This window comes from Actinoplanes sp. NPDC051494 (genome assembly GCF_044454705.1).
Classification (GTDB): domain Bacteria; phylum Actinomycetota; class Actinomycetes; order Mycobacteriales; family Micromonosporaceae; genus Actinoplanes.
Map to the genome: position 1 here is coordinate 157,067 of NZ_JBITDZ010000002.1, position 20,057 is coordinate 177,123.

A 20,057-nucleotide genomic window follows, 5' to 3' on the forward strand; every position below is an offset into this window, starting at 1 on the left:
TCACCAGTTCAGGACGCCGTGCTCGTCCCGCAGGGTGCCGCTCGGGCCGCCCGCGCCGGCGGTGGCCAGCTGGACGACGGTCCGGGCGCTGTCCACCGGGGAGCGCCCGATGCCGAACGCGGCGGTCATGTCGGTGGCGGTCGCGCCCGGCTCGAGGGCGGTGAACGTGATGTCCGGGTGGGCCTTGGCGTACTGCACGGTCAGCATGGTGGCCGCCGACTTGGACGCCGCGTACAACGCGAGCGGCAGGCCGTACTCCGGGCGGTCGGGGTTGGTGACCGCCCAGAAGGACCCCAGGCTGCTCGACACGGTGACCACCCGGGGGTCGGTGGCCCGGCGCAGCAGGGGCAGGGCCGCCTCGGTGACCCGGACGACGCCGACCGCGTTGGTGTCGAAGACCTGGAGCGCGGTCGGGCCGTCGATGGGGCCGGCGCCGAGGATGCCGGCGTTGTTCACCAGGACGTCGAGCCGGCCCTCGGCGGCGTCCACGGTGGCCAGGGCGGCCCGCACCGACGCGTCGTCGGTCACGTCGAGCCGCACGAAGTGCGCGCCGATCTCCGCCGCGGCCTTCTGGCCGAGGTCCGGGTCGCGGGCGCCGAGGTAGACGGTGTGGCCCAGCTCGACGAGCTGCCTGGCGGTCTCGAAGCCGATGCCCTTGTTCGCGCCGGTGATCAGGGTGACGGTCATGGGTCTCCTTTTGTACCGATCGGTCGGAGGCTCACCGTAGCAAGTTTTGTACCGATCGGTTGGTGACCCGGGTCACCTTTTGTACCAAGCGGTAGAGTGGTGATCATGCGTACCGACCCGCCGGCCACCGGACGACCCCGGGCCTTCGACGAGGACACCGTCCTCGACCGCGCCACCGAGGTCTTCTGGCGGCACGGCTACGACGGCGCGTCGCTCACCGCCCTCACCGCCGCGATGGGCATCAACCGGCCCAGCCTGTATGCCACGTTCGGCAGCAAGGAACAGCTGTTCCAGCGCGTCCTGGCGCGATACCACGACAAGCGGATCGCCGAGGTCCGCGCCGCCCTCGACCGGCCCACCACGTACGCCGCGATCGAAGCCTTCCTGCGCTCCAGCGCCGCCGGCCTCACCGCCGCGACCCACCCGCCGGGCTGCCTCACCATCCAGGGCGGCCTGGCCTGCGCACCGGAGAACGCCGCCATCACCGAGGTCCTGGCCGCCGCCCGGGCCGCTACCGAGGACGCCCTGGAACAACGGCTGTCCCGCGCGGACGACCTCCCCGGCGGCATGGACGCCCGGGCCCTGGCCCGCTTCGCGATGGCGCTCAGCGCGGGCCACGCCGTGCACGCCGCGTCCGGCGCGACCTGCGACGACCTCCAGGCCTCCGTCGACATCGCGCTGCTGACCCTCAGCGCACCCCGCTGAGCGTCTCCCGCTCCCACAGCAGCTCGAGCAGCTGCCCGACCGCCTTGTCCCGGTGCCGCCGATAGGTGTTGAACGACAGGTGCAGCGACGCCGCCACCCGCTCCTGGGGAAGGCCGGCGCCCAGGAACGTACGGGTGATCAGCTCCCGCAACGCCGGCGTGAGCGTGGCAACAGCCTCGTCGAGCAGTTCCCGCAGCGCCTCGGCGGGCGCACCCCCGTGCCGCTCGACCATCCGCGAGCGCACCAGCGGGTTCGCCGCCAGCCGCCCCGGCGTGCGCAGGGCCGCCCGGACCGCGTCGGCGAACTCCGGCCGCGACAGCCCCGCGGGCCGCACCGGCGCACCCACCTGCCGGGCATGCAGCAGATCCGTCCACTCCTCGGCACCGGTGCGCCGCCAGTCATGGGCGAACACCCCGGGACCGGCGCCGGGAGCCGGCCGGAAGTCCAGTGACGCCATGGCGGGCGCCCACCGCTCGGCGTCGTCGAACGCGGCCACCAGGCTCCATGCCGTGTCGTCGCGGATCAGGATGATGTCCAGCATCTGAGCGGCGACGAACAACGTCAGCGACGGCGACGGGGCCTGCCCGTGGTCGCGGTCGAGGAAGAAACGCCAGACCCGGACCCGCTCACCCGGCCGCGGCGGACCGTCCGCCACCACGTGGTGCCACATCGCGTCGGTGCCCGGATCCACCCCGAGATCCGCCCCGGTCAGCTCCAGGCACGCGGCATAATTACGCAGCTCACCGTCCCCGGCGCGGAAGACCCGGAACCCCTCGGGCCGCCGCCGCAGCCAGACGGCCACCAGCTCGGCCCGCTCCCGGCCCTGCCACCGTTCGGTCATCGCGACGATCGGCGCCCGGTCGGCCTCGCGCAGCCCGTCGGCATACGCCCCCATCGCCGGCGGCAGTGAACCCAGTGCGGCGTGCCGGGACCGGGCACCGTTGAGCACGACGGTCGACACGACCAGAGACAACTGCTCCCGTACGTCGTCCATCGCGCGGATCTGATCACGGAACGCGGCGAGTTTGCGGCGGTACAGATCGGCGTACCGGGCCGGGTCCCGCCAGCGCAGATCGGCGGTGATCGCGTCGCGGACCACATCGTGCGGGTACAACCCGTGCCGGGACTCGTCGACGAACACCTGCTCCCGGAGCCACCCGAACAGCTCGCCGGCGTCCCCGCCGATCATCGTGCGCAGCAGGTCCTCGGTGGTGACCAGCGCCAGCGCGCACACCTCCAGCGCGGTGCGGTGCCGCGGGCCCGGCACCCGCTCGATCATCCGGGCCAGCAGCGCGCCCACCACGTCGGGCAGGTCGTCCAGGCTCCGCGGCACGGCCCCGCGCCGCACGGCGTCCACCAGCATCGACAGGGTGAGCGGATGGCCCCGGCTGATCCGTACCAGCCGCTCGTGCAACGGCTCGCCGACGCCCTGGGTGCCCAGGTAGGCGCGCGCCTGTCCGGGTGACAGGTTGCCGAGCTCGACGACCCGCATCAGGTCACGCCAGGCCGGGTCCGAGCGCCACCGGGCTCCGGGACCGCGCCGGCCGGCGATCACCACCAGGCAGGTCGCCGGCAGCGACGGCAGATAGTGCTCGCGGATCCAGTCGTCGAGGGGTTCCAGGAGTTCGTACGTGTCGATCAGCAGGAGGTCGCCGGCCGGCGCCGGCAGCGCCTCGCGGGCCAGCGCCAGGTGCCGGGCGGCGACCCGGACCGGATCGAGGCCCTTCTCGGTGGCCAGGTCGGCGAAGACGTCGAGCAGCGCGCTCTTGCCCACCCCGCCGGCGCCGTGGACGAAGATCACGCCGGGCGCGCCCAGCGCGTCGCGGAACACCGCGACCTCGTCGTCACGGCCCGCGAACGACCGGCGCCGCAGCTCCCGCAGCCTCTGCCCCAGTGACGTCACCCATCGACTCTAATCAGCGGTTCCCAGCAGGTTGGGCAGCAGGTGGGCACCGCGTGGGCTGCCGGTCGCCGGCCGTCGCGACGACGATCGGGGCATGACTGCAGCAGACGACTTTCCCGACAACTGGGGCCGCTGGGGTGCCGACGACGAACGGGGCGCGGTCAACCTCGTCACCGACGAGGTCCGCGCCCGCGCCGCCGCCGAGGCCCGCACCGGCCTGAGCGTGTCGATGGCCCGGGTCACCACACCGTTCCCGCTGACCGGCGGCCCGATGGCGCCTGCCACCGCGTCGACGACCGCGGTGCAGACCGTCATGATGTTCACCGGTTTCGGCGCTCCCGCGCTGGCCGAGGTGATGGTGCTGACCACCCACCACGCCGAGGTCACCCACCTCGACGGGCTCGGGCACTGGGCCGAGGGCGGCCGGGTGTACCCGGGCCTCGACGTGACCGGGACCGCGGGCCCCACCGGCGTGCGGCACGGCGCCGCCGACGTCTACGCCGACGGGATCGTCACCCGCGGGGTCCTGCTCGACCTGGCCCCGGGCGCCCGGCTCGCCCCGGCCCACCCGGTCACCGCCGCCGACCTGGACGCGGCGGCGGCCCGTGCCGGCGTGCGGGTGCTGCCCGGCGACGCGCTGGTGGTGCGGGGCGGCTGGGACCGGGTCACCGACGGTGACCAGGCCCTGCCGGGCATCACCGCCGGCGCGGTCCGGTGGATGCACGAGCGGGGGATCGCGGTGTACGCCGGCGACGTCGGCGACGCCCGGCCACCCCTGCCGGGGGAGCTGCCGGGCGCCCTGCACCGGCTGGCGCTGGGCCGGCTGGCGATCCCGCTGATCGACGGCCCCGACCTGCGGGCCCTGGCCGCCACCTGCGAACGCCTGCACCGGTGGACGTTCCAGTTCGTCGTCGCCGCGCCGCGCATCGCCGGGACGACCGGCCTGCCGGTCAACCCCCTGGCGGTGTTCTAGCTATACGTCGAGACGCAGGTCGGGATAGCGGCCGGCCACCGAGCGCAGCCGCCAGCGGTGCGGGAACACCGCGAGCAGGGCGTCGTCGCGGACCCGCGTCATGACCTCGACGTTCGCCTCGGTCCGCAGCACCTCGCGGGCCTCCGGGTCGGTGCGCGCCGCGATCTCGTACGGCAGGTGGTCCAGCTGCACGTGCACACCGAACTCGGCCTCGAGGCGGTACGTCGCGACCTCGAACTGCATCGGTCCCACCGCGGCCAGCACCGGCGCCTGGTCGCCACGCTGGTCCGAGCGCAGCACCTGGACCACGCCCTCGCCGTCGAGCTGCTCGATACCCCGCCGGAAACGCTTGAACGCCGACGTGTCGGAGGTCCGCACGACCGCGAAGTGTTCCGGCGGGAACGACGGCAACGGCGGGTACTGCACCGGCGTCGTCGTGTACAGCGTGTCACCGATCCCGAGCGTGGTGGCGTTCACCAGGCCCACCACGTCGCCGGGGAACGCCTCGTCGATGGTGTCGCGGCCCTGTCCGAAGATCTGCTGGGCGTACTTGGTGGTGAACGGCCGGCCGGTGCCGGCGTGCGTCACGATCATGCCGCGCTCGAACCGGCCGGAACAGATCCGCATGAACGCGACCTGGTCCCGGTGCGACTTGTTCATGTTCGCCTGGATCTTGAACACGAACCCGGAGAACGCGCCGTCGACCGGCTGTTCCGGGCCGGCCACGGTGGGCCGGGCGGACGGCGGCGGCGCCAGCTCCACCAGCAGGTTCAGCAGCTGCCGGACCCCGAGGTTGGCGACCGCCGCACCGAACAGCACCGGCGTGCTGGTGGCCCCCAGGAACGTCTTCTGGTCGTGGTCGGCCTCGGTCATCGTGAGGAGTTCCAGCTCCTCGGCGGCGGTCTCCCAGTCCGCCCCGAACTGCTCCGCGGCCCGCGCCGCGTCCATCTCCTCCTCGATGGCCAGGTCGGCGCCGCCGGGGGAGCGCTGCATGCGGGTGAACACCCCGGTGCGGCGGTCGATCACACCCTGGAAGTGTCCGGCGATGCCCACCGGCCACGTCAGCGGCGTCGGCTTCAGCCCGGTCTTCTCCTCGATCTCGTCCAGCAGCGCGAGCGCGTCCTGGCCTGGCCGGTCCCACTTGTTGATGAACGTCAGTACCGGGATGTTGCGCTGCCGGCACACCTCGAACAGCTTCAGCGTCTGCGGCTCCAGGCCCTTGGCCGCGTCCAGCAGCATCACCGCGCTGTCCACCGCGGTCAGCACCCGGTAGGTGTCCTCGGAGAAGTCGGCGTGCCCGGGCGTGTCCAGCAGGTTGATCACGGTGTCGCGGTAGGAGAACTGCAACGCCGCCGAGGTCACCGAGATGCCCCGCTGCTGTTCCATCGCCATCCAGTCGGAGACCACACCCCGGCGGTCACCCTTGCCGTGCACGGCGCCGGCCTGCCCGATCACCCGCGCGTGCAGCGCCAGCGCCTCGGTCATCGTCGACTTGCCGGCGTCCGGGTGCGAGATCACCGCGAACGTACGCCTCCGGCCCGCCTGGGCGGCGACCCCCGCCGACGACACCGGTACGTTCTGACTCACGATCCGCTCCCCACGATCACATTCCCGAGACCCCACCGCGCGTCCGGCGGATGACACCTGGAGCACGGTATCCCCTCGTGGGCGGCGCCGAGCCGCACCGGTCCGTGATCGCTCTCACCCGCGCCGGGCCGGCCGGACCAAGTTTAGAAGCCCGTACCCGGGCCGTTCCGGGGGACCCCACCGCTGTCGCGCTCGACGACCGGAAAGGCTTTCATGATGGTCAATGTCTGATCACTATGATCACCGGCATGGCATTGCGGGTTCTCCAGGTGAACTTCAAAGCACGCGACGACAAGGCGCTCGCCCGGTTCTGGGCGGACGCGCTCGGCTGGCACGTCGCCGGCTCGGAGCCCGGCGCGACCAACGCCCTGCCGGACGGTTTCGTCCGGCGCGACCCGGTCGGCATCGGGATCGACGTGATCGCCGTCCCCGACCCGGCCACGGTGCGCGACCGGGTGCACCTCGACCTGGCCACCACCTCGCTCACCCATCAGGCGGAGCTGGTCGAGCGCCTGAAACAGCTGGGGGCGACACCCGCCGACGTGGGGCAGGGCGACGTGCCGTGGACCGTCCTCGCCGACCCCGAGGGCAACGTGTTCTGCGTGCTGGAACCCCGCGAGGTCTACCGCGACACCGGCCCGATCGCCACGGTCGTCGTCGACTGCGACGATCCCCGCGCCATGGCCCGGTTCTGGGACGCGGCACTGGACTGGACCCTGCTCGAAGTCACCGACGAGCACGCGCGGTTCCGCGCCGCCGACGGCACCGGGCCCTATCTGGAACTGCTGCGCAGGACCGGCCCCCGATCCTGGTGGAACCACGCCCACCTCGACCTGATCCCGCACCCCGGCGAGCAGGCGGCGGACGTGGCCCGGCTGCACGCCCTGGGCGCCACCGGCCTCGACGTCGGCCAGGGCGCCGTGCCGTGGGTGTGCCTCGCCGACCCCGAGGGCAACGCGTTCTGTGTGCTCGCGCTCACCTGAGCCCGCTCAGGCCCGGTGGTGGACCCAGACGTTCGGCTCCACGTACACCGCGTGGTCCTGCTCCACGTCGCAGTGCACCGGGGTGAGCGCGCCGGGCACGGCCACCGGCCCGGTCCGGTCGAACGGCAGTCCGGTCCACGACCGCCACTGCTCCAGGGAACCGGCCGCGACCATGCTGCTGTGCGCCACGTTGACGATCCGGCCGCCGGCGCGCACGTGCACCCGCAGCCACGGGTCGGCGGGCAGGCCGTCGGCGCGGGTCTCGTACGCGTAGTCGTCGATCGGCCTGGTGCTCTGAGCGGGTTTGCCGGTGGGCCGCACCGGCGCGATCAGGTCGGCGAAGCCCAGTCGGGCCGCGTTGTCGCGCAGCGCCGCCAGCATCCGCCCGGACAGACCGCGCCCGCGCAGGTCCGGCCGCACCGTGATCTCCAGGGCCGACACGACGGTCGGCCCGGTGCCGGCCAGGCGGTCCAGTGCGGCGGTACGGATGGCCCAGTCCCAGCCGTTCTCGGGCAGTCCCTCGCCGATGTCGCCGGTGAACGACAGCGGCACCGAGTGCGCCTTGGCCGCCACCCGGCCGGTCGCCCCGTCCACCGCCAGCAGCGTGAACTCCGGCCAGAAGTCCTGGTAGTGCCGGTAGAAGAACGCACCGGTCGGGTCCTTGGTCACGAACGCCGGCCACAGGCCGTCGAGCTGCTCGACCAGCTCCGTGCGACCGGTCAGCGGGGCGATGGTGAAGTCCATGCGGGACAGGATGTCAGCCGGGCCCGGCCGGGTCACCCGCATTGATCCCGGCGACCGCGGTGAGCGTGGCCCGGACCCGGGCCCGCAGCCAGGCGTGGGCGGCGTCGGTGTCGTAGCGCTGGTGCCAGCTGCAGATCATCGGGGGCGCCGGCGCGGGGAACGGCAGCGGCTCGGTCCGCAACCCGAACGCGTCGACGAGCGGGCCCCAGGTCGCCCCCGGCGCGGTCAGGACGGCATCGCTGCGGCTGATGACGAGCAGCGCGCTGGCCGCGGTGCCGACCGACGCGAGGACCCGCCGGCTGAGGCCGTGCGCGGCGAGCAGGTCGTCGACCGGGTCGGTGAGCCGGCCCCGGCGCGAGACCAGCAGGTGCGGCTGCGCGGCGTAGGCGGTCAGGTCGAGACGGCCCGCGTACGGGTGGTCGCGGCGCAGGATGGCCACCACCCGGTCGTGGCCGACCGTCTCGGACCGGAACTCGGGCAGGTCCGGTGCGGTCGCGCCGATGGCCAGATCGATCCGGCCGTGGCGCAGGTCGTCGGTGTCGGACGCGGGCTCGGCCAGGAACCGCAGGCGCACGCCGGGGGCGAGCCCGGCGACGGCGTCCAGCAGTGCCGGCGCCAGCGCGGTGGCGAGCGCGTCGTGGGCCTGCAGTGTGAACGTGCGGTCGAGCCCGGCCAGGTCGAGCTGCCGGCTGGGGGCGAGCACGTCGTGAGCCTGCCGCACGAGCTCGCCGACCTGGTCACGCACGGCCAGCGAGTACGGCGTCGGGGTCATCGTGCGCCCGGTGCGCACCAGGATGTCGTCGCCGGTCAGCCGCCGGATGCGCCCCAGCGACCGGCTGACCGCGGGGGAGGACAGCCGTAGCCGGTCGGCCGCCCCGAGCACGCTGCCCTCGTCGAGCAGCGCGTCGAGCACGGTGAGCAGATTCAGATCCAATTGCATGAAAGTAAATCCTAGCTTACCAAGAGTGCACTGGACTTAATCGTGGCGTGGTTCGAAGGTAGACACATGACCAACGAGCTGCTCGAAACCACCATCGCCGCGGTCCGGGAAGCGGGCACCCGGATCCGCACCCTCGGCACCCGGCCCACGACCGCCGAGGCCCTGACCGCCGGGCTCAAGGCCAACGACGACGCGGTCACCGAGGTGCTCGAACCGCTGCTGACCGCCGCCCTGCCCGGCTCCGGCTGGAACACCGACGAACACGGCGAGGGCCCGATGCCGGCCGGCGACTGGTGGGTCGTCGACCCGGTCGGCGGCAACCTGCACGCGCTCTACGGCCTGGCCGACTGGAACATCGGCGTCAGCCTGGTGCGCGACGGGCGGCCCGTCCTCGCCGTCCTGCACATCCCGCTCACCGGCGAGACGTTCACCGCCGTCGCCGGCGAGGGCACCCTGCTCAACGACGAACCCGTCCACGTCTCCACCAAGACCGACATGTCCCTGGCCCTGGCCGTCACCGGGCAGGCCCGGCCCACCCGCGACCCGGCCGCCGCGCGGCGCGCCGGCGCCGCCATCACCGCGATGATGCAACACGCCCTGTACGTCCGCGCGTCGGTCCCGGTCGGCCACCAGCTCGCCCAGGTCGCCGCCGGCCGCCTCGACCTGCTCTGGCAGTTCGACAACCTGCGCTCGCACATCGCCCCCGTGCTCATCGCCCAGGAGGCCGGCGCGACCGTCACCGACCTCGACGGCAAGCCGTGGCAGATCACCAGCACCGGATACCTGGCCGCCGCGCCGGGCCTGCACGCCGCCGCCCTCGACATCCTGCGCCCCCTGAGCTGAGAGAAGACCACCATGGAAAAGCTCCTCGACCAGGTCAAGGCCGTCGTCCTCCAGGCCGGAGAAGCACTGCTCGACGGGTACGCGGGAACGGCGCGCCCGGCCTCCAAGAGGGACCTCGCCACGGCCGGGAGACGCCTCGACGACCTCGTCACCGGCATCCTGAGACCCGCGCTCGCCGACCTCCGCCCCGGCGCCCGCTGGGTCGGTGACGACCGGGAGACGACCGCGCTGCCACCCGGCGAATGGTGGGCCGTCGACCCGATCGAGGGCGGCGTCAACTACGTGCACGGCATGGACCAGTGGGCGGTCACCGTCACCCTCGTCAGCGACAACGTGCCGGTTCTGACGGTCGTCCACCAGCCGGTCGGCAACCGCACCTGGACCGCGATCCGGGGCGCCGGTGCCTTCCTCGACGGCACGCCGCTGACCGTGTCGGCGAAGACCGACCTCGGCGCGTCGATCGTCACCACCACCCAGCCCCGCACCCGCAACCGCCAGTTCGGCGACACCGTGGCCACCCTGCTCGACACGGTGCTGCTCGTCCGCGCCACCGTGCCCAGCACGTTCCCGCTGCTGGACCTCGCCGCCGGCCACGTCGACGCGTACTGGCAGGACGAATGCGATCTCATCGGCGTCGCCGCGGGCGTCCTGCTCGTCACCGAGGCGGGCGGCGTGGTGACCGACCGGCACGGGCAGCCGTGGCGACCCGGGCACACCGACATCCTGGCCGCCGCTGCGGGCGTACACACAGAATTGCTCGAGGTGCTCTGATCATGGAACTCACCGTCCTCGCCGCGTCCGGCGCGACCGGCCTCGAACTCACCCGCCAGGCGCTCGAACGCGGCCACACCGTCACCGCGATCGCCCGCACCCCGGCCCGGATCACGGTCCCGGACTCGCCCCGGCTGATCCGGGTGGCCGCCGACGTGCGCGACCCCGCCTCGGTCGCGGCGGCCCTGGCCGGTCAGGAAATCGTGCTCTCCGGCCTCGGCATCGCGAGCGGCGACCAGCCGGGCGCGCTCACCGCCGGAGCTCACGCCGTCGTCGCGGCCCACCCCGGCCGGATCATCTGGCTCGGCGCGTTCGGCACCGGCCCGTCCGCCCGCGCGGCCGGTGCCGCCACCCGTACCCTGCTCAGCCTGATGGGCGACAAACTCGTCGACAAGGTCACCGCCGACGCCGCGATCCTGGCCGCCGGCGGCACCGTCCTGCACGCCGGGCAGCTGTCGAACGGGCCGGTCAGCACGACCCGGCGCACGGTCGGCCTCGACCGGGCCCCGAAACGGTTCTTCCCGGCCCGGGTGAGCCGCGCCACCGTGGCCGCGGCCATGCTCGACGAGGCCGAGAACGCCGCCCACCCCGGTGCGGTCGCGATCCCGCTGGAACGGTAGCCACGCGCAAGGGCCCGGCCGGGAGTCGCACCTCCCGGCCGGGCCCCGCGCTTCACGTCACCCGCAGTGCCCGCCGATCCGGGCCTTGGGGACGGTGTTGCCCACCACCATGTCGACACCGGTGTAGATGCACCGACCTGCCGAGGTCCCCTTGTTGTGAATGGGGCCGGCGTAACTGATGTAGTCGTCAGCGTCGAAGTTCACGTCCTGGTCCGGGGTGTCGATGGGGTCACAGCTGGCGTACGTGGAGCCGGTGCCCGCCGCGCAGCGGAAGAGCCACAACGTCATCGAGCGCCTGGCGCCCGTCGTGTTGGTCGCCTTCGCACAGTTCTTGCCGGTGGAGGAGTTGTAGTAGACGTACAGCGTCCCGTAGGTGCTGCCGCCGGCCTTGATGGGCGCGGAGTCGATCAGCGTGCCGTCGCAGCTGCCGGTGGCCGCCGAGGCGGGCGACGGGCCGGTGAGCACGAACAACGGGCTCAGGAGCAGGGCGGCGACCAGGAAGGCCTTCCGCAGCGTGATCATCGGAGTCTTCTTTCGTTCGGTGGGTGGCGTGCTCAACCGCAGTGGCCCCAGAGATCGGCCCGGGCGTAGTCGGTGCCGACCTCCATCTCGGCGCCGGCATAGATGCACCGGCCCGCGGAGCTCCCGAGCGTGTACACCGGGCCGGCATAGCTGCTGAACACCCCGGTGTCGACGTTCTTGTTCTCGGTCGCCTTGTCCGGGGAGTCACAGGTCGCCTGCGTGCCGGAGGAGCCGACCTTGCAGCGGAACACGAACACCGACATCTGGTGGGCGGCGCCGGTGTTGTTGGTGGCCTTGGCGCAGTTCTTCTTGGTGCTCGAGTCGTAATAGACGCGCAAGGTGCCGTACGTGCCGTTCCTGGACTTGATCGCCATGGTGTCGATCAGTGAACCGGAGCAGTTGCCGGACACGTCAGCCGAGGCGGGCGACGGCGCCGCCGCGAACGTGAGCAGCGAGGTCAGGAGAAGGACGACGGCCAGGCCGGCGTTTCGCAGATTCCTCATTTGACGTTGTACCCCCGCGCGTTCCAGAACGCCGTCGGGTTCGGGTTCTCCAGCGTCGAGTCGTTGACGCTCTTGGCCGCGAGCTCCCGGCGGCCCAGGCGCATCTCGACGTGGGTGTGCGCGGCACTGCTGGAGCTGACCCCGTGCCAGGCCTCGGTGGCGATCTTCTGGTCGCGCTTGATCGTGTCGCCCTCGGCCAGGCTGTCCAGCGGGTCACTGTGCAGGTAGATGACCGTCTTGTCCAGGGTGGCGTTGTAGACCGCGATGGTGGACAGCCCACTGCTGCCGTTCGCGCCCCGGACGAGGTTGATGACCTCACCGGAGACCAGGGCCCGCACCGGCGAGCCGATGCCCCGGGCGATGTCGATGCCCTCGTGGCGGCCCGGGGTGTTCACGTACCCGTCGAAGCCGCACGTGATGCTGCCGCCGCTGGCGTTGTACAGGCTGTAGGACAGGTTCTCGTTGCCGGTGCTGTTGGTGCCGAACTTGTGCGACGCGTTCTCGTTCTTCAACGTCGCGTTGAGGTTGCCCTTGGCGCCCGAGGCGATACCCTGCGCCGCGCCGGCGTAGCCGCTGTTGAAGTACACGGTGACCGCGCCGGACGTGCGGTTCCAGAACGACGCCGCGTCGTTCTTGACGCAGTCGCCCTTGCCGTTGCCGGCGCCCTTGAACTCGTAACAGCTCGGCTGGGTGTCGCCGTAGTCCTCGACCGAACCGGTGAAGTCGGACACCGACCCGCCCTGGTCGCTGTTGTAGTACAGGCAGAACTCGCCGGAGTCGCAGACCCCGTCGCGGCCCGCGGCCTGGGCGGCGGTGGGGACCACGGTGACGATGCCGGCGCCGACGAGCGCGGCGATGGCGATGGCTTTGAATCTCTTCACAGCAGAACTCCTTCTCAGAGGGAACGCAGGTATTCCTCGTAGGTGACCTTCGAGACCTTCGGGCCGTCGTCGGTCGCGTTGTTCGCCAGGCCGTTACGGCCCTCGTAGTACGAACCGACCTGTTTCTGCGCCGAGGCCGACAGATCGGTGTCACTGATCGCGATCGCGTGGATGTGCATCGGCCAGTCGCCCTGCGACGGCGTCCGCAGCCAGGCCGCGAAACCGACCTGACGCAGCGCGGTGACCGCGGCCGTGCGCTTGGCGGCGGTCAGCGCCTCGGCGTCGAGGTCGAGGGCACCGCCGCCGTCGTGGGTGCCGGCCGAGGTCGGATCGGTGCCGGGGGAGTACGAACCCTGCTCGACGGCGAACGTGAGCCCGGAGCGCACCTGCGCCGCCTTGAGCATGGCCAGGGTGCGGGCGTTGACCGGGAAACCCTGGTGGGTGGTCCGGGCGCCGACCGACACGATCCCGGTCAGCGTGAACTGCCCGTCACCCAGTTTCGTCAGCGACGTCTTGCCCGGCAGCCCGGTGGCGTCGATACCGCTGTAGCCGAGCTCCTTCTGCCACTGCGCGTACGCCGTGACCGTCCGGGTGCCGAAGTGTCCATCTACATAGGACGCTTCAAGCAGCCCCAGGTTGCGCAGCGCGGTCTCGACCAGCTTGACGCTGGGCCCGGCACCGGCGGTGACAGCCGAGTCCGCCTTGGCCGGATCCCACTGGGCGGCCTTGAGGACCGCCTCCATGTTCACGGCCGGCAGGGCGGCGAGCGCTGTCCCCGGCTGCGGGAGCAGCGAGAGCGCGGGAACAGCTGCACCCAGCGCCAGCAGGGAACGACGGGAAAACTTCACTTGCTCCTCCTTCAGCAGCATGTCGGCGTCTGCTGCTGAGAGAGGCTAGGAAGGTCCCGTACATCGACCGTGGTACGCGACGTGTGCGCTCGATGTACGCCCCGCCGGTACCGTCCCGGTCAGTCGTCGTGCCCGGCGGCGATCGCGGTCAGGAGGGCGGCATCGGTGTACCAGCCGGCCTCACGCTGCAACCGCAACGCCTGGCCGGCATACATGATCGCCGCGTCGGTCAGCCCCCGGTCGCGGCTCACCTCGGCCAGTGCGCCCAGGGCGGCCCCCTCCAGACCGCGGAAGCCGTACCGGCGCGCCTCGGCCAGACAGGCGCGCAGATCGGGGACGGCCGGGGTGGGCGTGGCCACGAACCCGGCCTGCGACCAGCGGTGCTCGGCCAGCGCCAGCGCGATGGCGTGGCTCAGCGCCAGCGACCGGGTCTGCGCGCCCGCGGCCATCCGGTACGCGGTCCGGTGGTACTCGATCGCCCGCTCCCGCTCACCCAGGGCGTCGTGCACCTCGGCCGCCTCGTGCAGCACGAAACCGAGATCGCGGGCGTCCAGCCCGGCCGGGATGGCCAGCGCCTGCCGCACGTACGGCAGCGCGGTGCCCGGCATGCCGAGCCCCCGCCAGGCGGCCGACAGGTTGACCAGCGCCGAGATCCGGCACGACACGTGATCGACCTCCTCGGTGATCCGCAGCGCCCGTCCGGCCTGCCGGGCCGCCTCGCCGTACTCCCCGCGCAACAGGTCGAGCCCGGCGGTGTTGGTCAGGATGATCGCCTGACCGATCCGCGAACCCTGCTCCTCGACCACGGCCAGGGCCTGCCGGAACAGGTCGGCGGCCGTCTTCAGCTCACCCTGCTCGGCCCGGTACGCGCCGAGCAGCTGCAGGGTGCGGCCCTCGTGCAACCGGTCACCGCGTTCCCGGCTGATCGCCAGCGCCGCCTCCAGCTGCTCGACCGCCGCACCGAGGTCACCGAGCTGGCCGTGCAGCGCCGCGATCGAGCCGAGCGCCACCTCCTGCGCCTCGGGCCAGCGGGCCTCGCGGGCCAGGCGCACCGCGTCCTGGTACCGGGCCACGCCGGTGGTGAAGTCGCAGCGCCCGTCGGCGATCCGGGCGAGCGCGATCTGCGCGGCGGCCCGGCCGTGCAGGTCCCCGGCGGCGACCGCGGCTCGCTCGCCGGCCTGCGCGACCGTCGTCCAGGTGTCCAGGTCGACCTGGGTCCACAGGTGCCGGCCGACGGCGTCGGCGAGCCGGATCGCGGCCGGGCCGTCACCGTGCGCGCCGGCCTCCCGGCAGGCCGCGACCAGGGTGGCGAGCTCGTCGGTGAACCAGGCCCGGGCGGCCCGCACGTCACCGCCGAAGGGATCGGGTACCACCGGGGCCCGCCCCGGCAGCCGCAGCGCACCGGGTTGCAGCACCCGGTCCGCCGCGTCGGCCGTGTCGGCGTAGAAGTCGTACAACCGGTGCAGGGCGGCGTCGCGGTCCCCGGCCCCGATCGTGGCCGCCTTACCGCGCGCGTACTGCTGGATGAGGTCGTGGAACGCGAACCGGGCACCGGTCGTACGCTGCACGAAATGCGCGTTGACCAGACGCAGCAGGTCCGTCCCGAGATCCGCGTGCGAACCACCGGTGAGCGCGGCGGCGGCATCGGCGGTGAAGGTCGGCCCCGGCACCAGGCTGAGCAGGACCAGCAGGCGTTGCTGCGCCGCGGTCAGACAGCGCAGCGACAGGTCGAACGCCGCCATCACCGTCTGATCCGGATCCCCGGCCGTCCCCAGGGTGTCCACCCACGCCCCGGCCCGGTGCCGGGTCAGGTAGCCGGCGAGGCTCTGCTCCGGGTCCTCGGCCACGTTCGCGGCGGCGATGCACAGTGCCAGCGGCCACCGTCCGCACCGCTGGGCCAGCTCCCGGGCGGCGCCCGCCTCGGCGTGCACCCGGCCGGACCCGACGATCCGTTCCAGCAACGCGAACGCCTCGTGGTCGGTCAGCGCGGCCAGCGGGATCTGCTGGGCGCCGTGCCGGGCGATCAGCCCGGACAACCGGTTACGGCTGGTGACCACGACCGCGTTGCCGTCACCGCCCGGCAGCAGCGGCGCCACCTGGGCCGGCGAGACGACGTTGTCGAGCACCATCAGCAGGCGTTTGCCCGCGAGCAGCGAGCGCAGCAGCGCCCCGGCCTCGTCGACGGTGCCGGGCACCCGGTCCGCCTCGACCCCCAGCGACCACAACAGCCGGCGCAGCGCCTCGGCCGTCCCGGTCACCGGCTCGGTGGCACTGAAACCGCGCAGGTCGGCGAAGATCTGCCCGTCCGGGAAATCCTCGCTGTGCCGCCGCGCCCAGTCGACGACCAGCGCGGTCTTGCCGGACCCGGCCGGGCCGACCACGGCCAGCACCGGCAGCCGGCCCACCCGCCGGGCGGCCTCCAGCGCCTCGTCCAGCGCGGCACCCTGCTCGGCCCGGCCGGTGAAGTGCCCGGACCCGGACGGCAGCTCGGCCGGCCGGGCCACCGGCGGCGCCTCGGCGGCCCCGGTGGTCTCCGCGACGGGCGTGGGCAGGTCGAGCCGGGGATCCTGACGCAGCATCGCCTGGTGCAACTCGGCCAGCGGCGGCCCGGGCTCCACACCCAGCTCCTCGTCCAGCGCGGTCGCGGTGCCGCGGTACACCGCGAGCGCGTCGGTCTGCCGCCCCGAGCGGTACAACGCCAGCATGAGCAGGGCCACGAAGCGCTCCCGGAACGGATGCCGCTTCACCAGCGAGGTCAGCTCGCCGACGAGCTCGGCCGCCGCACCGCGGGCCTGGTCGAGCCCGATGCGCTGCTCCACGGCCAGCAGCCACCGCTCCTCCAGCCGGGCGGCCTCGGCCTCGATCGGTTCCAGCTGGGCGGCGTCACCGAACGCGGGCCCGCGACGCAGCGCGACCGCCTCGGCCAGCGCCTCCCGGGCCGCCTCGGCGTCGTCGCGCCCGAGGGCCCGCTGCGCGGTCGCCAACAGTTCGGCGAACCGGTCGGTGTCGATCCACACCCGATCGGCGTGCAGGCGGTAACCGGGCCGGCCGTTGCCGCTGATCAGCTCCTCACCGAGGATCCTGCGCAGCCCGTGCACATAGGTCCGCAGGTTGTTGCGCGCCGAGCTGGGCGCCCGGGAACTCCACAGTGCCTCGACCAGCTCGTCGGACGGCAGCTCCAGGCCCGGGCGGCACAGCAGCAGCGCCAGCAGGGTCCGCTGTTTCGGCGGCCCGGCGGGGACCGGGACACCGTCGATCGTGATCACGATCTCGCCGAACACGTGGATCCGGACCCCGTGAAGATCAATGTCAGCCACCCCTGTGAACTTAGACCCGGCGGCAAACCGATTCGTTTGAGGCGTCACGCCGACCGTGCTCAGAGGTGGGCGCCGAGGGTGAAGGCCCGGTCGCCGGCCCTGCTGAGCGTGGCTACAGTAGCGTCCGGGAATCGGGGGAGGACTGCATGAGGAACATCGACGAGGCCGAGGAATGGCTGGACTCGTGGGCGACGAGTGTCGACGCATCCGCCGCGCGGGCGGTGGAGTTGTCCCGCCGGGTGGCGGAGCTGACCGGGGAGGCCCGCAACCGGGACGGCTCGATCACGGTCGCCGTCGGGTCGACCGGTCAGATCGTGCGCCTGGACCTCACCGCGCACCCCGAGCTCGCCCGCGAGCTGACGGACCTGATCGCCCGGGCCCAGGCCGACCTGTCCGCGAAGGTCGCCGCCCAGGTCCAGGACACCGTCGGCGCCGACACCGAGACCGGCCGGGCCGTGATCCATGCGTACGACGAGCGCTTCCCCGCGCCCCGGCCCGAGGACGACGAGCACCGTGGCCGGTGACGAGGTCCGGTTCCCCGCGCCGGAGGTCGAACGGCATGCCGGCAGCGTCGACCGGATCGCCGAGTCCGTCGTGCAGGCCCGCGCCGCGGTCAACGAGGTCACCATGGACAACGAGGCGTACGGCCAGCTCTGCCAGTTCCTGCCGGTCCTGCTGAACCCCGTGTTCAGCCAGGCGGTCAGCGCCATGAACGACGCGACCGACGCGCTGCGCGAGACCGCGGACAACCTGCGCGCCGCGGCCGCGTCCGTCACCGCGACCGACGCCCGGGTGGACGAGCGGATCACCGGCGCCGGCGCACCCCTGCTCGACCTGCCGCTGTGAGCACCAGCCCGCTGGTCGCGCCGGTCCAGGACTCGACCCGGTGGTACACCGGGCTGGGCCTGGTCGAGGATGCCGCCGACATCACCAACGGCATCCAGAACAACAGCTGGGTCGACGGCAGCCTCGGCGGTGTCGGGGCGAGCCTCGACATGCTGTCGCTGGCCGTCGACCCGCTGGGCACGCTCGTGTCCTGGGGCGTCTCCTGGCTGATGGAGCACGTCAAGCCGCTCAAGGAGGCCCTCGACTGGCTCGCGGGCAACGCCGACGAGGTCGCGAGCCACGCCGCCACGTGGGCCAACGTCGCCGCTTTCACGGCACAGTCGCGGCAGGAGTACGCCGACCTGCTCCGGACCGAGGTCTCCGGCTGGTTCGGGGCGTCCGGGGACGCGTACCGGGAGCATGCCGGCCTGCAGATGCAGGTCCTGGAGGGCCTCTCCAAGGCCGCGGAGGGCATCTCGTCCGCGGTCGAGGGGGCCGGCCTGCTCGTCGCGCTGGTCCGCGGCATCGTGCGGGACCTGATCGCCGACTTCGTGGGCACGCTCGCCGTCCGGCTGCCGCAGTGGCTGGCCGCGGAGGGCCTCACCCTCGGCCTCGCCACCCCGGTCGTCGTCGGCCAGGTCACCACGCTGGTCGCCACATGGGTCAACCGGATCTCGGGCTTCATCCGCGGCCTGCTCAGCAGCCTGCGCCGGCTCAGCCCCATGCTGGACCGGCTCGCCGGCATCTTCGAGCAGCTCAGCGGCCGCAACCGGGCCCTGGCCCGCACCGACCCGGACGAGTTCAAACCGCACCTGCCCAGCGGCTCCGAGTTCGTCGACGGCGACTTCAGCCCGCAGGTCGCCGACGCCTACCGGCGCATCCGGGACAGCCCGGGCGACACCCGGCTGGCCGCCGAAAACACCGGGCTGGACGAAGCGGTGCTCGAACGGATGCGGCAGAACCTCTTCGTGCAGAAGCACGACATCGCGACCGGCCCGGACACCGTCGAGCACGGCTACTTCACCCCGGACGGCCGTCTCTCCGGCCTCTGGGACAAGGCCACCAGCAACACCCTGACCCCGGCCCAGCGTGAAGAGTTCCGCATGCTCGCCGCCCACGAGTACGTCGAGAACAGGCTGATGGAGGAAGGGCTGCCGTTCCGGTCGCCGGACCCCGCCGTGTGGGACGAGGACAACGTGCCCTGGCCATCCGCCGACCACCCGTCGGCCCACGACCTGTCGGTGCTCGAAGGTGTCCCGAAAACGCCCTTCCGGCACTGGGCCCGATGGGGGATCGACAGCGAGGGCCTCGAGATGGACCCCGACCTGGGGAACCTCGAAACGGTCGTCGACCGCGTTCTGCGAGGATTGGGCCGATGACACCCGATGAATCCGTACGCGCCACCGCCGCGCGCCTCGCCGCCGTCGACTGGCAACGCCACGGCTACCGCACGTGGTCCAAGGCGAAACTGATGCTGGAATACTTCCGGCGTGTCGCCCTGTGGCTGGACGCCTACGGCTGGGACGAACCCGTGCCCTTCTTCGACCTCGCGGTGTACATCGACCCGAACGTCCGCGCCGACCCCGAGGTGGTCGCCGAGGCGGTGCGCCGGGCGGAACCGGGCGGCTGGAACGCCGAGCAGGTGATCCCGTTCATCCTGCACTGGTCGGCGCTGCGGGCCACGCCCGGCGTCACCCTCCCCCCGGACCTGCCGGACCCGTACGAACCGCTGCTGCTGCTCTTCGAACGCGACGGCGGTTTTCACACCTCCAACGGGTACGCCGAGATGGAGCACCTCTCCGTCCCGATCGCCAAGTGGCGCGATCGTGCCACCCGGCCACCGCTGCCGAGCCTGGACGAGGCCGCCCTCGACGAGATCGACCGGGCCGGTTCGACCCGCCAGTTCGGCTACGTCATGGGCCGCGACGACTGACCCACCCACGTCAGAGACGGGGGTGGGCATCCTCGATCCGGTCGGCACGCACGTAACTCAGGAACATCTCCTGATCGCCGGGTGGCAGGTCCGCGAACGCCTCGTACGCGATCTGCCGGGTCCCCGGTGTCCCGGCTGACAGCAGACCGACGATCGCCGCCCACGCCAGCGAGACAAATCCGTGCAACCGATCATCACGGAGTACGGGCGCCCGGCGCAGCTCGGCCACCGTCATGTCCTGGACCGGGGGAGCAGGCGGCAGCCTCGTTCTCGTAGCGGGCGACCGGATCGCTCATCGAACCCGCCATGCTGAGCCAGCCCGCGTCCCGATCCTCGCGCGGATGCGACATCTCATGCAGCAACGCGCCGTACGACGCGTCGGGGTCGAAGATCATCTGTCCCGGGCGGCCCGACGACGGGGCGGGCCCGTACGCCATCGCACCCTCCAGGCAGGACCACCTCGACACCCGCC

The 20,057-nt window shown here is 72.5% G+C and carries 21 protein-coding genes; 10 read left to right on the plus strand and 11 right to left on the minus strand.

All coding sequences use genetic code 11. The features are described 5' to 3' along the window. Positions 1-687 (minus strand): SDR family NAD(P)-dependent oxidoreductase, encoded by a 687-nt coding sequence (locus ACIA6A_RS07515; protein ID WP_396096624.1) that lies wholly within the window; start codon positions 685-687, stop codon positions 1-3. Positions 688-792: 105 nt separating this feature from the next. On the opposite strand from ACIA6A_RS07515, the gene ACIA6A_RS07520 reads away from it, so the two are divergent. Continuing rightward, positions 793-1,392 (plus strand): TetR/AcrR family transcriptional regulator, encoded by a 600-nt coding sequence (locus ACIA6A_RS07520; RefSeq protein WP_396096625.1) that lies wholly within the window; start codon positions 793-795, stop codon positions 1,390-1,392. Here ACIA6A_RS07520 and ACIA6A_RS07525 read toward each other — a convergent pair. Beyond that, a complete protein-coding gene (locus tag ACIA6A_RS07525) occupies positions 1,376-3,295 on the minus strand; it encodes a hypothetical protein (RefSeq protein WP_396096626.1) in 1,920 nt (639 codons plus the stop codon). The genes ACIA6A_RS07520 and ACIA6A_RS07525 overlap by 17 nt on opposite strands. A gap of 94 nt (positions 3,296-3,389) precedes the next feature. On the opposite strand from ACIA6A_RS07525, the gene ACIA6A_RS07530 reads away from it, so the two are divergent. Next, a complete protein-coding gene (locus ACIA6A_RS07530) occupies positions 3,390-4,268 on the plus strand; it encodes a cyclase family protein (protein WP_396096627.1) in 879 nt (292 codons plus the stop codon). Here the strand turns inward: ACIA6A_RS07530 and ACIA6A_RS07535 are convergent, their stop codons facing one another. After that, a complete protein-coding gene (locus ACIA6A_RS07535; protein ID WP_396096628.1) occupies positions 4,269-5,855 on the minus strand; it encodes a peptide chain release factor 3 in 1,587 nt (528 codons plus the stop codon). Positions 5,856-6,103: 248 nt separating this feature from the next. Here ACIA6A_RS07535 and ACIA6A_RS07540 point away from each other — a divergent pair, with 248 nt between their 5' ends. After that, a complete protein-coding gene (locus tag ACIA6A_RS07540) occupies positions 6,104-6,838 on the plus strand; it encodes a VOC family protein (RefSeq protein WP_396096629.1) in 735 nt (244 codons plus the stop codon). A gap of 6 nt (positions 6,839-6,844) precedes the next feature. Here ACIA6A_RS07540 and ACIA6A_RS07545 read toward each other — a convergent pair whose 3' ends face one another. After that, positions 6,845-7,582, minus strand: a complete 738-nt coding sequence (locus ACIA6A_RS07545; protein ID WP_396096630.1) for an N-acetyltransferase — start codon at positions 7,580-7,582, stop codon at positions 6,845-6,847. 13 nt (positions 7,583-7,595) lie between these two features. Beyond that, positions 7,596-8,522: a LysR family transcriptional regulator gene (locus ACIA6A_RS07550; protein WP_396096631.1), complete on the minus strand. Its 927-nt coding sequence runs from the start codon at positions 8,520-8,522 to the stop codon at positions 7,596-7,598. Positions 8,523-8,588: 66 nt separating this feature from the next. Here ACIA6A_RS07550 and ACIA6A_RS07555 point away from each other — a divergent pair, with 66 nt between their 5' ends. From ACIA6A_RS07555 to ACIA6A_RS07565, 3 genes are read left to right on the plus strand one after another with little or no spacing between them, the layout of a single operon-like run. After that, on the plus strand, positions 8,589-9,365 hold the full coding sequence (locus ACIA6A_RS07555) for an inositol monophosphatase family protein (RefSeq protein WP_396096632.1): 777 nt from the start codon (positions 8,589-8,591) through the stop codon (positions 9,363-9,365). Between the two features lie 12 nt (positions 9,366-9,377). Further along, positions 9,378-10,136: an inositol monophosphatase family protein gene (locus ACIA6A_RS07560; RefSeq protein ID WP_396096633.1), complete on the plus strand. Its 759-nt coding sequence runs from the start codon at positions 9,378-9,380 to the stop codon at positions 10,134-10,136. Positions 10,137-10,138: 2 nt separating this feature from the next. Next, complete coding sequence (locus ACIA6A_RS07565; RefSeq protein ID WP_396096634.1) at positions 10,139-10,756, plus strand: NAD(P)-dependent oxidoreductase; 618 nt, start codon at positions 10,139-10,141, stop codon at positions 10,754-10,756. Between the two features lie 57 nt (positions 10,757-10,813). On the opposite strand, the gene ACIA6A_RS07570 is transcribed toward ACIA6A_RS07565, so the two are convergent. The 5 genes from ACIA6A_RS07570 to ACIA6A_RS07590 form a co-directional block, all read right to left on the minus strand. Then, positions 10,814-11,278 (minus strand): hypothetical protein, encoded by a 465-nt coding sequence (locus ACIA6A_RS07570; RefSeq protein WP_396096635.1) that lies wholly within the window; start codon positions 11,276-11,278, stop codon positions 10,814-10,816. A 32-nt stretch (positions 11,279-11,310) separates the two neighbouring features. Then, positions 11,311-11,781 carry a hypothetical protein gene (locus ACIA6A_RS07575; protein ID WP_396096636.1) on the minus strand — a complete coding sequence of 157 codons (471 nt, stop codon included), beginning with the start codon at positions 11,779-11,781 and terminating at the stop codon, positions 11,311-11,313. After that, positions 11,778-12,662: a peptidase inhibitor family I36 protein gene (locus ACIA6A_RS07580; protein WP_396096637.1), complete on the minus strand. Its 885-nt coding sequence runs from the start codon at positions 12,660-12,662 to the stop codon at positions 11,778-11,780. The genes ACIA6A_RS07575 and ACIA6A_RS07580 overlap by 4 nt, the downstream gene beginning before the upstream one ends. Before the next feature lie 14 nt (positions 12,663-12,676). Next, positions 12,677-13,510 carry a peptidoglycan-binding protein gene (locus ACIA6A_RS07585; protein WP_396096639.1) on the minus strand — a complete coding sequence of 278 codons (834 nt, stop codon included), beginning with the start codon at positions 13,508-13,510 and terminating at the stop codon, positions 12,677-12,679. Positions 13,511-13,629: 119 nt separating this feature from the next. After that, positions 13,630-16,827, minus strand: coding sequence for an AfsR/SARP family transcriptional regulator (locus ACIA6A_RS07590; protein WP_396096640.1), 3,198 nt, complete (start codon positions 16,825-16,827; stop codon positions 13,630-13,632). A 146-nt stretch (positions 16,828-16,973) separates the two neighbouring features. On the opposite strand from ACIA6A_RS07590, the gene ACIA6A_RS07595 reads away from it, so the two are divergent. Genes ACIA6A_RS07595 through ACIA6A_RS07610 form a run of 4 tightly spaced genes read left to right on the plus strand, consistent with a single transcriptional unit; the run spans position 16,974 to position 19,585 of the window. Continuing rightward, positions 16,974-17,351 carry a YbaB/EbfC family nucleoid-associated protein gene (locus ACIA6A_RS07595; RefSeq protein ID WP_396096642.1) on the plus strand — a complete coding sequence of 126 codons (378 nt, stop codon included), beginning with the start codon at positions 16,974-16,976 and terminating at the stop codon, positions 17,349-17,351. After that, positions 17,341-17,673, plus strand: a complete 333-nt coding sequence (locus ACIA6A_RS07600) for a type VII secretion target (protein WP_396096643.1) — start codon at positions 17,341-17,343, stop codon at positions 17,671-17,673. The genes ACIA6A_RS07595 and ACIA6A_RS07600 overlap by 11 nt, the downstream gene beginning before the upstream one ends. Next, positions 17,670-19,031, plus strand: coding sequence for a WXG100 family type VII secretion target (locus tag ACIA6A_RS07605; protein ID WP_396096644.1), 1,362 nt, complete (start codon positions 17,670-17,672; stop codon positions 19,029-19,031). The genes ACIA6A_RS07600 and ACIA6A_RS07605 overlap by 4 nt, the downstream gene beginning before the upstream one ends. Beyond that, positions 19,028-19,585 carry a hypothetical protein gene (locus tag ACIA6A_RS07610; RefSeq protein WP_396096645.1) on the plus strand — a complete coding sequence of 186 codons (558 nt, stop codon included), beginning with the start codon at positions 19,028-19,030 and terminating at the stop codon, positions 19,583-19,585. The genes ACIA6A_RS07605 and ACIA6A_RS07610 overlap by 4 nt, the downstream gene beginning before the upstream one ends. Before the next feature lie 10 nt (positions 19,586-19,595). Here the strand turns inward: ACIA6A_RS07610 and ACIA6A_RS07615 are convergent, their stop codons facing one another. Next, positions 19,596-19,820 carry a hypothetical protein gene (locus ACIA6A_RS07615; protein WP_396096646.1) on the minus strand — a complete coding sequence of 75 codons (225 nt, stop codon included), beginning with the start codon at positions 19,818-19,820 and terminating at the stop codon, positions 19,596-19,598. Positions 19,821-20,057 lie beyond the last annotated feature (237 nt).

Coding starts and splice junctions, on each gene's coding strand:
- ACIA6A_RS07515 (WP_396096624.1), bottom strand. CDS start 687: ATGACCGTCACCCTGATCACCGGCGCGAACAAGGGCATCGGCTTCGAG.
- ACIA6A_RS07520 (WP_396096625.1), top strand. CDS start 793: ATGCGTACCGACCCGCCGGCCACCGGACGACCCCGGGCCTTCGACGAG.
- ACIA6A_RS07530 (WP_396096627.1), top strand. CDS start 3,390: ATGACTGCAGCAGACGACTTTCCCGACAACTGGGGCCGCTGGGGTGCC.
- ACIA6A_RS07540 (WP_396096629.1), top strand. CDS start 6,104: ATGGCATTGCGGGTTCTCCAGGTGAACTTCAAAGCACGCGACGACAAG.
- ACIA6A_RS07545 (WP_396096630.1), bottom strand. CDS start 7,582: ATGGACTTCACCATCGCCCCGCTGACCGGTCGCACGGAGCTGGTCGAG.
- ACIA6A_RS07550 (WP_396096631.1), bottom strand. CDS start 8,522: ATGCAATTGGATCTGAATCTGCTCACCGTGCTCGACGCGCTGCTCGAC.
- ACIA6A_RS07555 (WP_396096632.1), top strand. CDS start 8,589: ATGACCAACGAGCTGCTCGAAACCACCATCGCCGCGGTCCGGGAAGCG.
- ACIA6A_RS07560 (WP_396096633.1), top strand. CDS start 9,378: ATGGAAAAGCTCCTCGACCAGGTCAAGGCCGTCGTCCTCCAGGCCGGA.
- ACIA6A_RS07565 (WP_396096634.1), top strand. CDS start 10,139: ATGGAACTCACCGTCCTCGCCGCGTCCGGCGCGACCGGCCTCGAACTC.
- ACIA6A_RS07570 (WP_396096635.1), bottom strand. CDS start 11,278: ATGATCACGCTGCGGAAGGCCTTCCTGGTCGCCGCCCTGCTCCTGAGC.
- ACIA6A_RS07575 (WP_396096636.1), bottom strand. CDS start 11,781: ATGAGGAATCTGCGAAACGCCGGCCTGGCCGTCGTCCTTCTCCTGACC.
- ACIA6A_RS07595 (WP_396096642.1), top strand. CDS start 16,974: ATGAGGAACATCGACGAGGCCGAGGAATGGCTGGACTCGTGGGCGACG.
- ACIA6A_RS07610 (WP_396096645.1), top strand. CDS start 19,028: ATGACACCCGATGAATCCGTACGCGCCACCGCCGCGCGCCTCGCCGCC.
- ACIA6A_RS07615 (WP_396096646.1), bottom strand. CDS start 19,820: ATGACGGTGGCCGAGCTGCGCCGGGCGCCCGTACTCCGTGATGATCGG.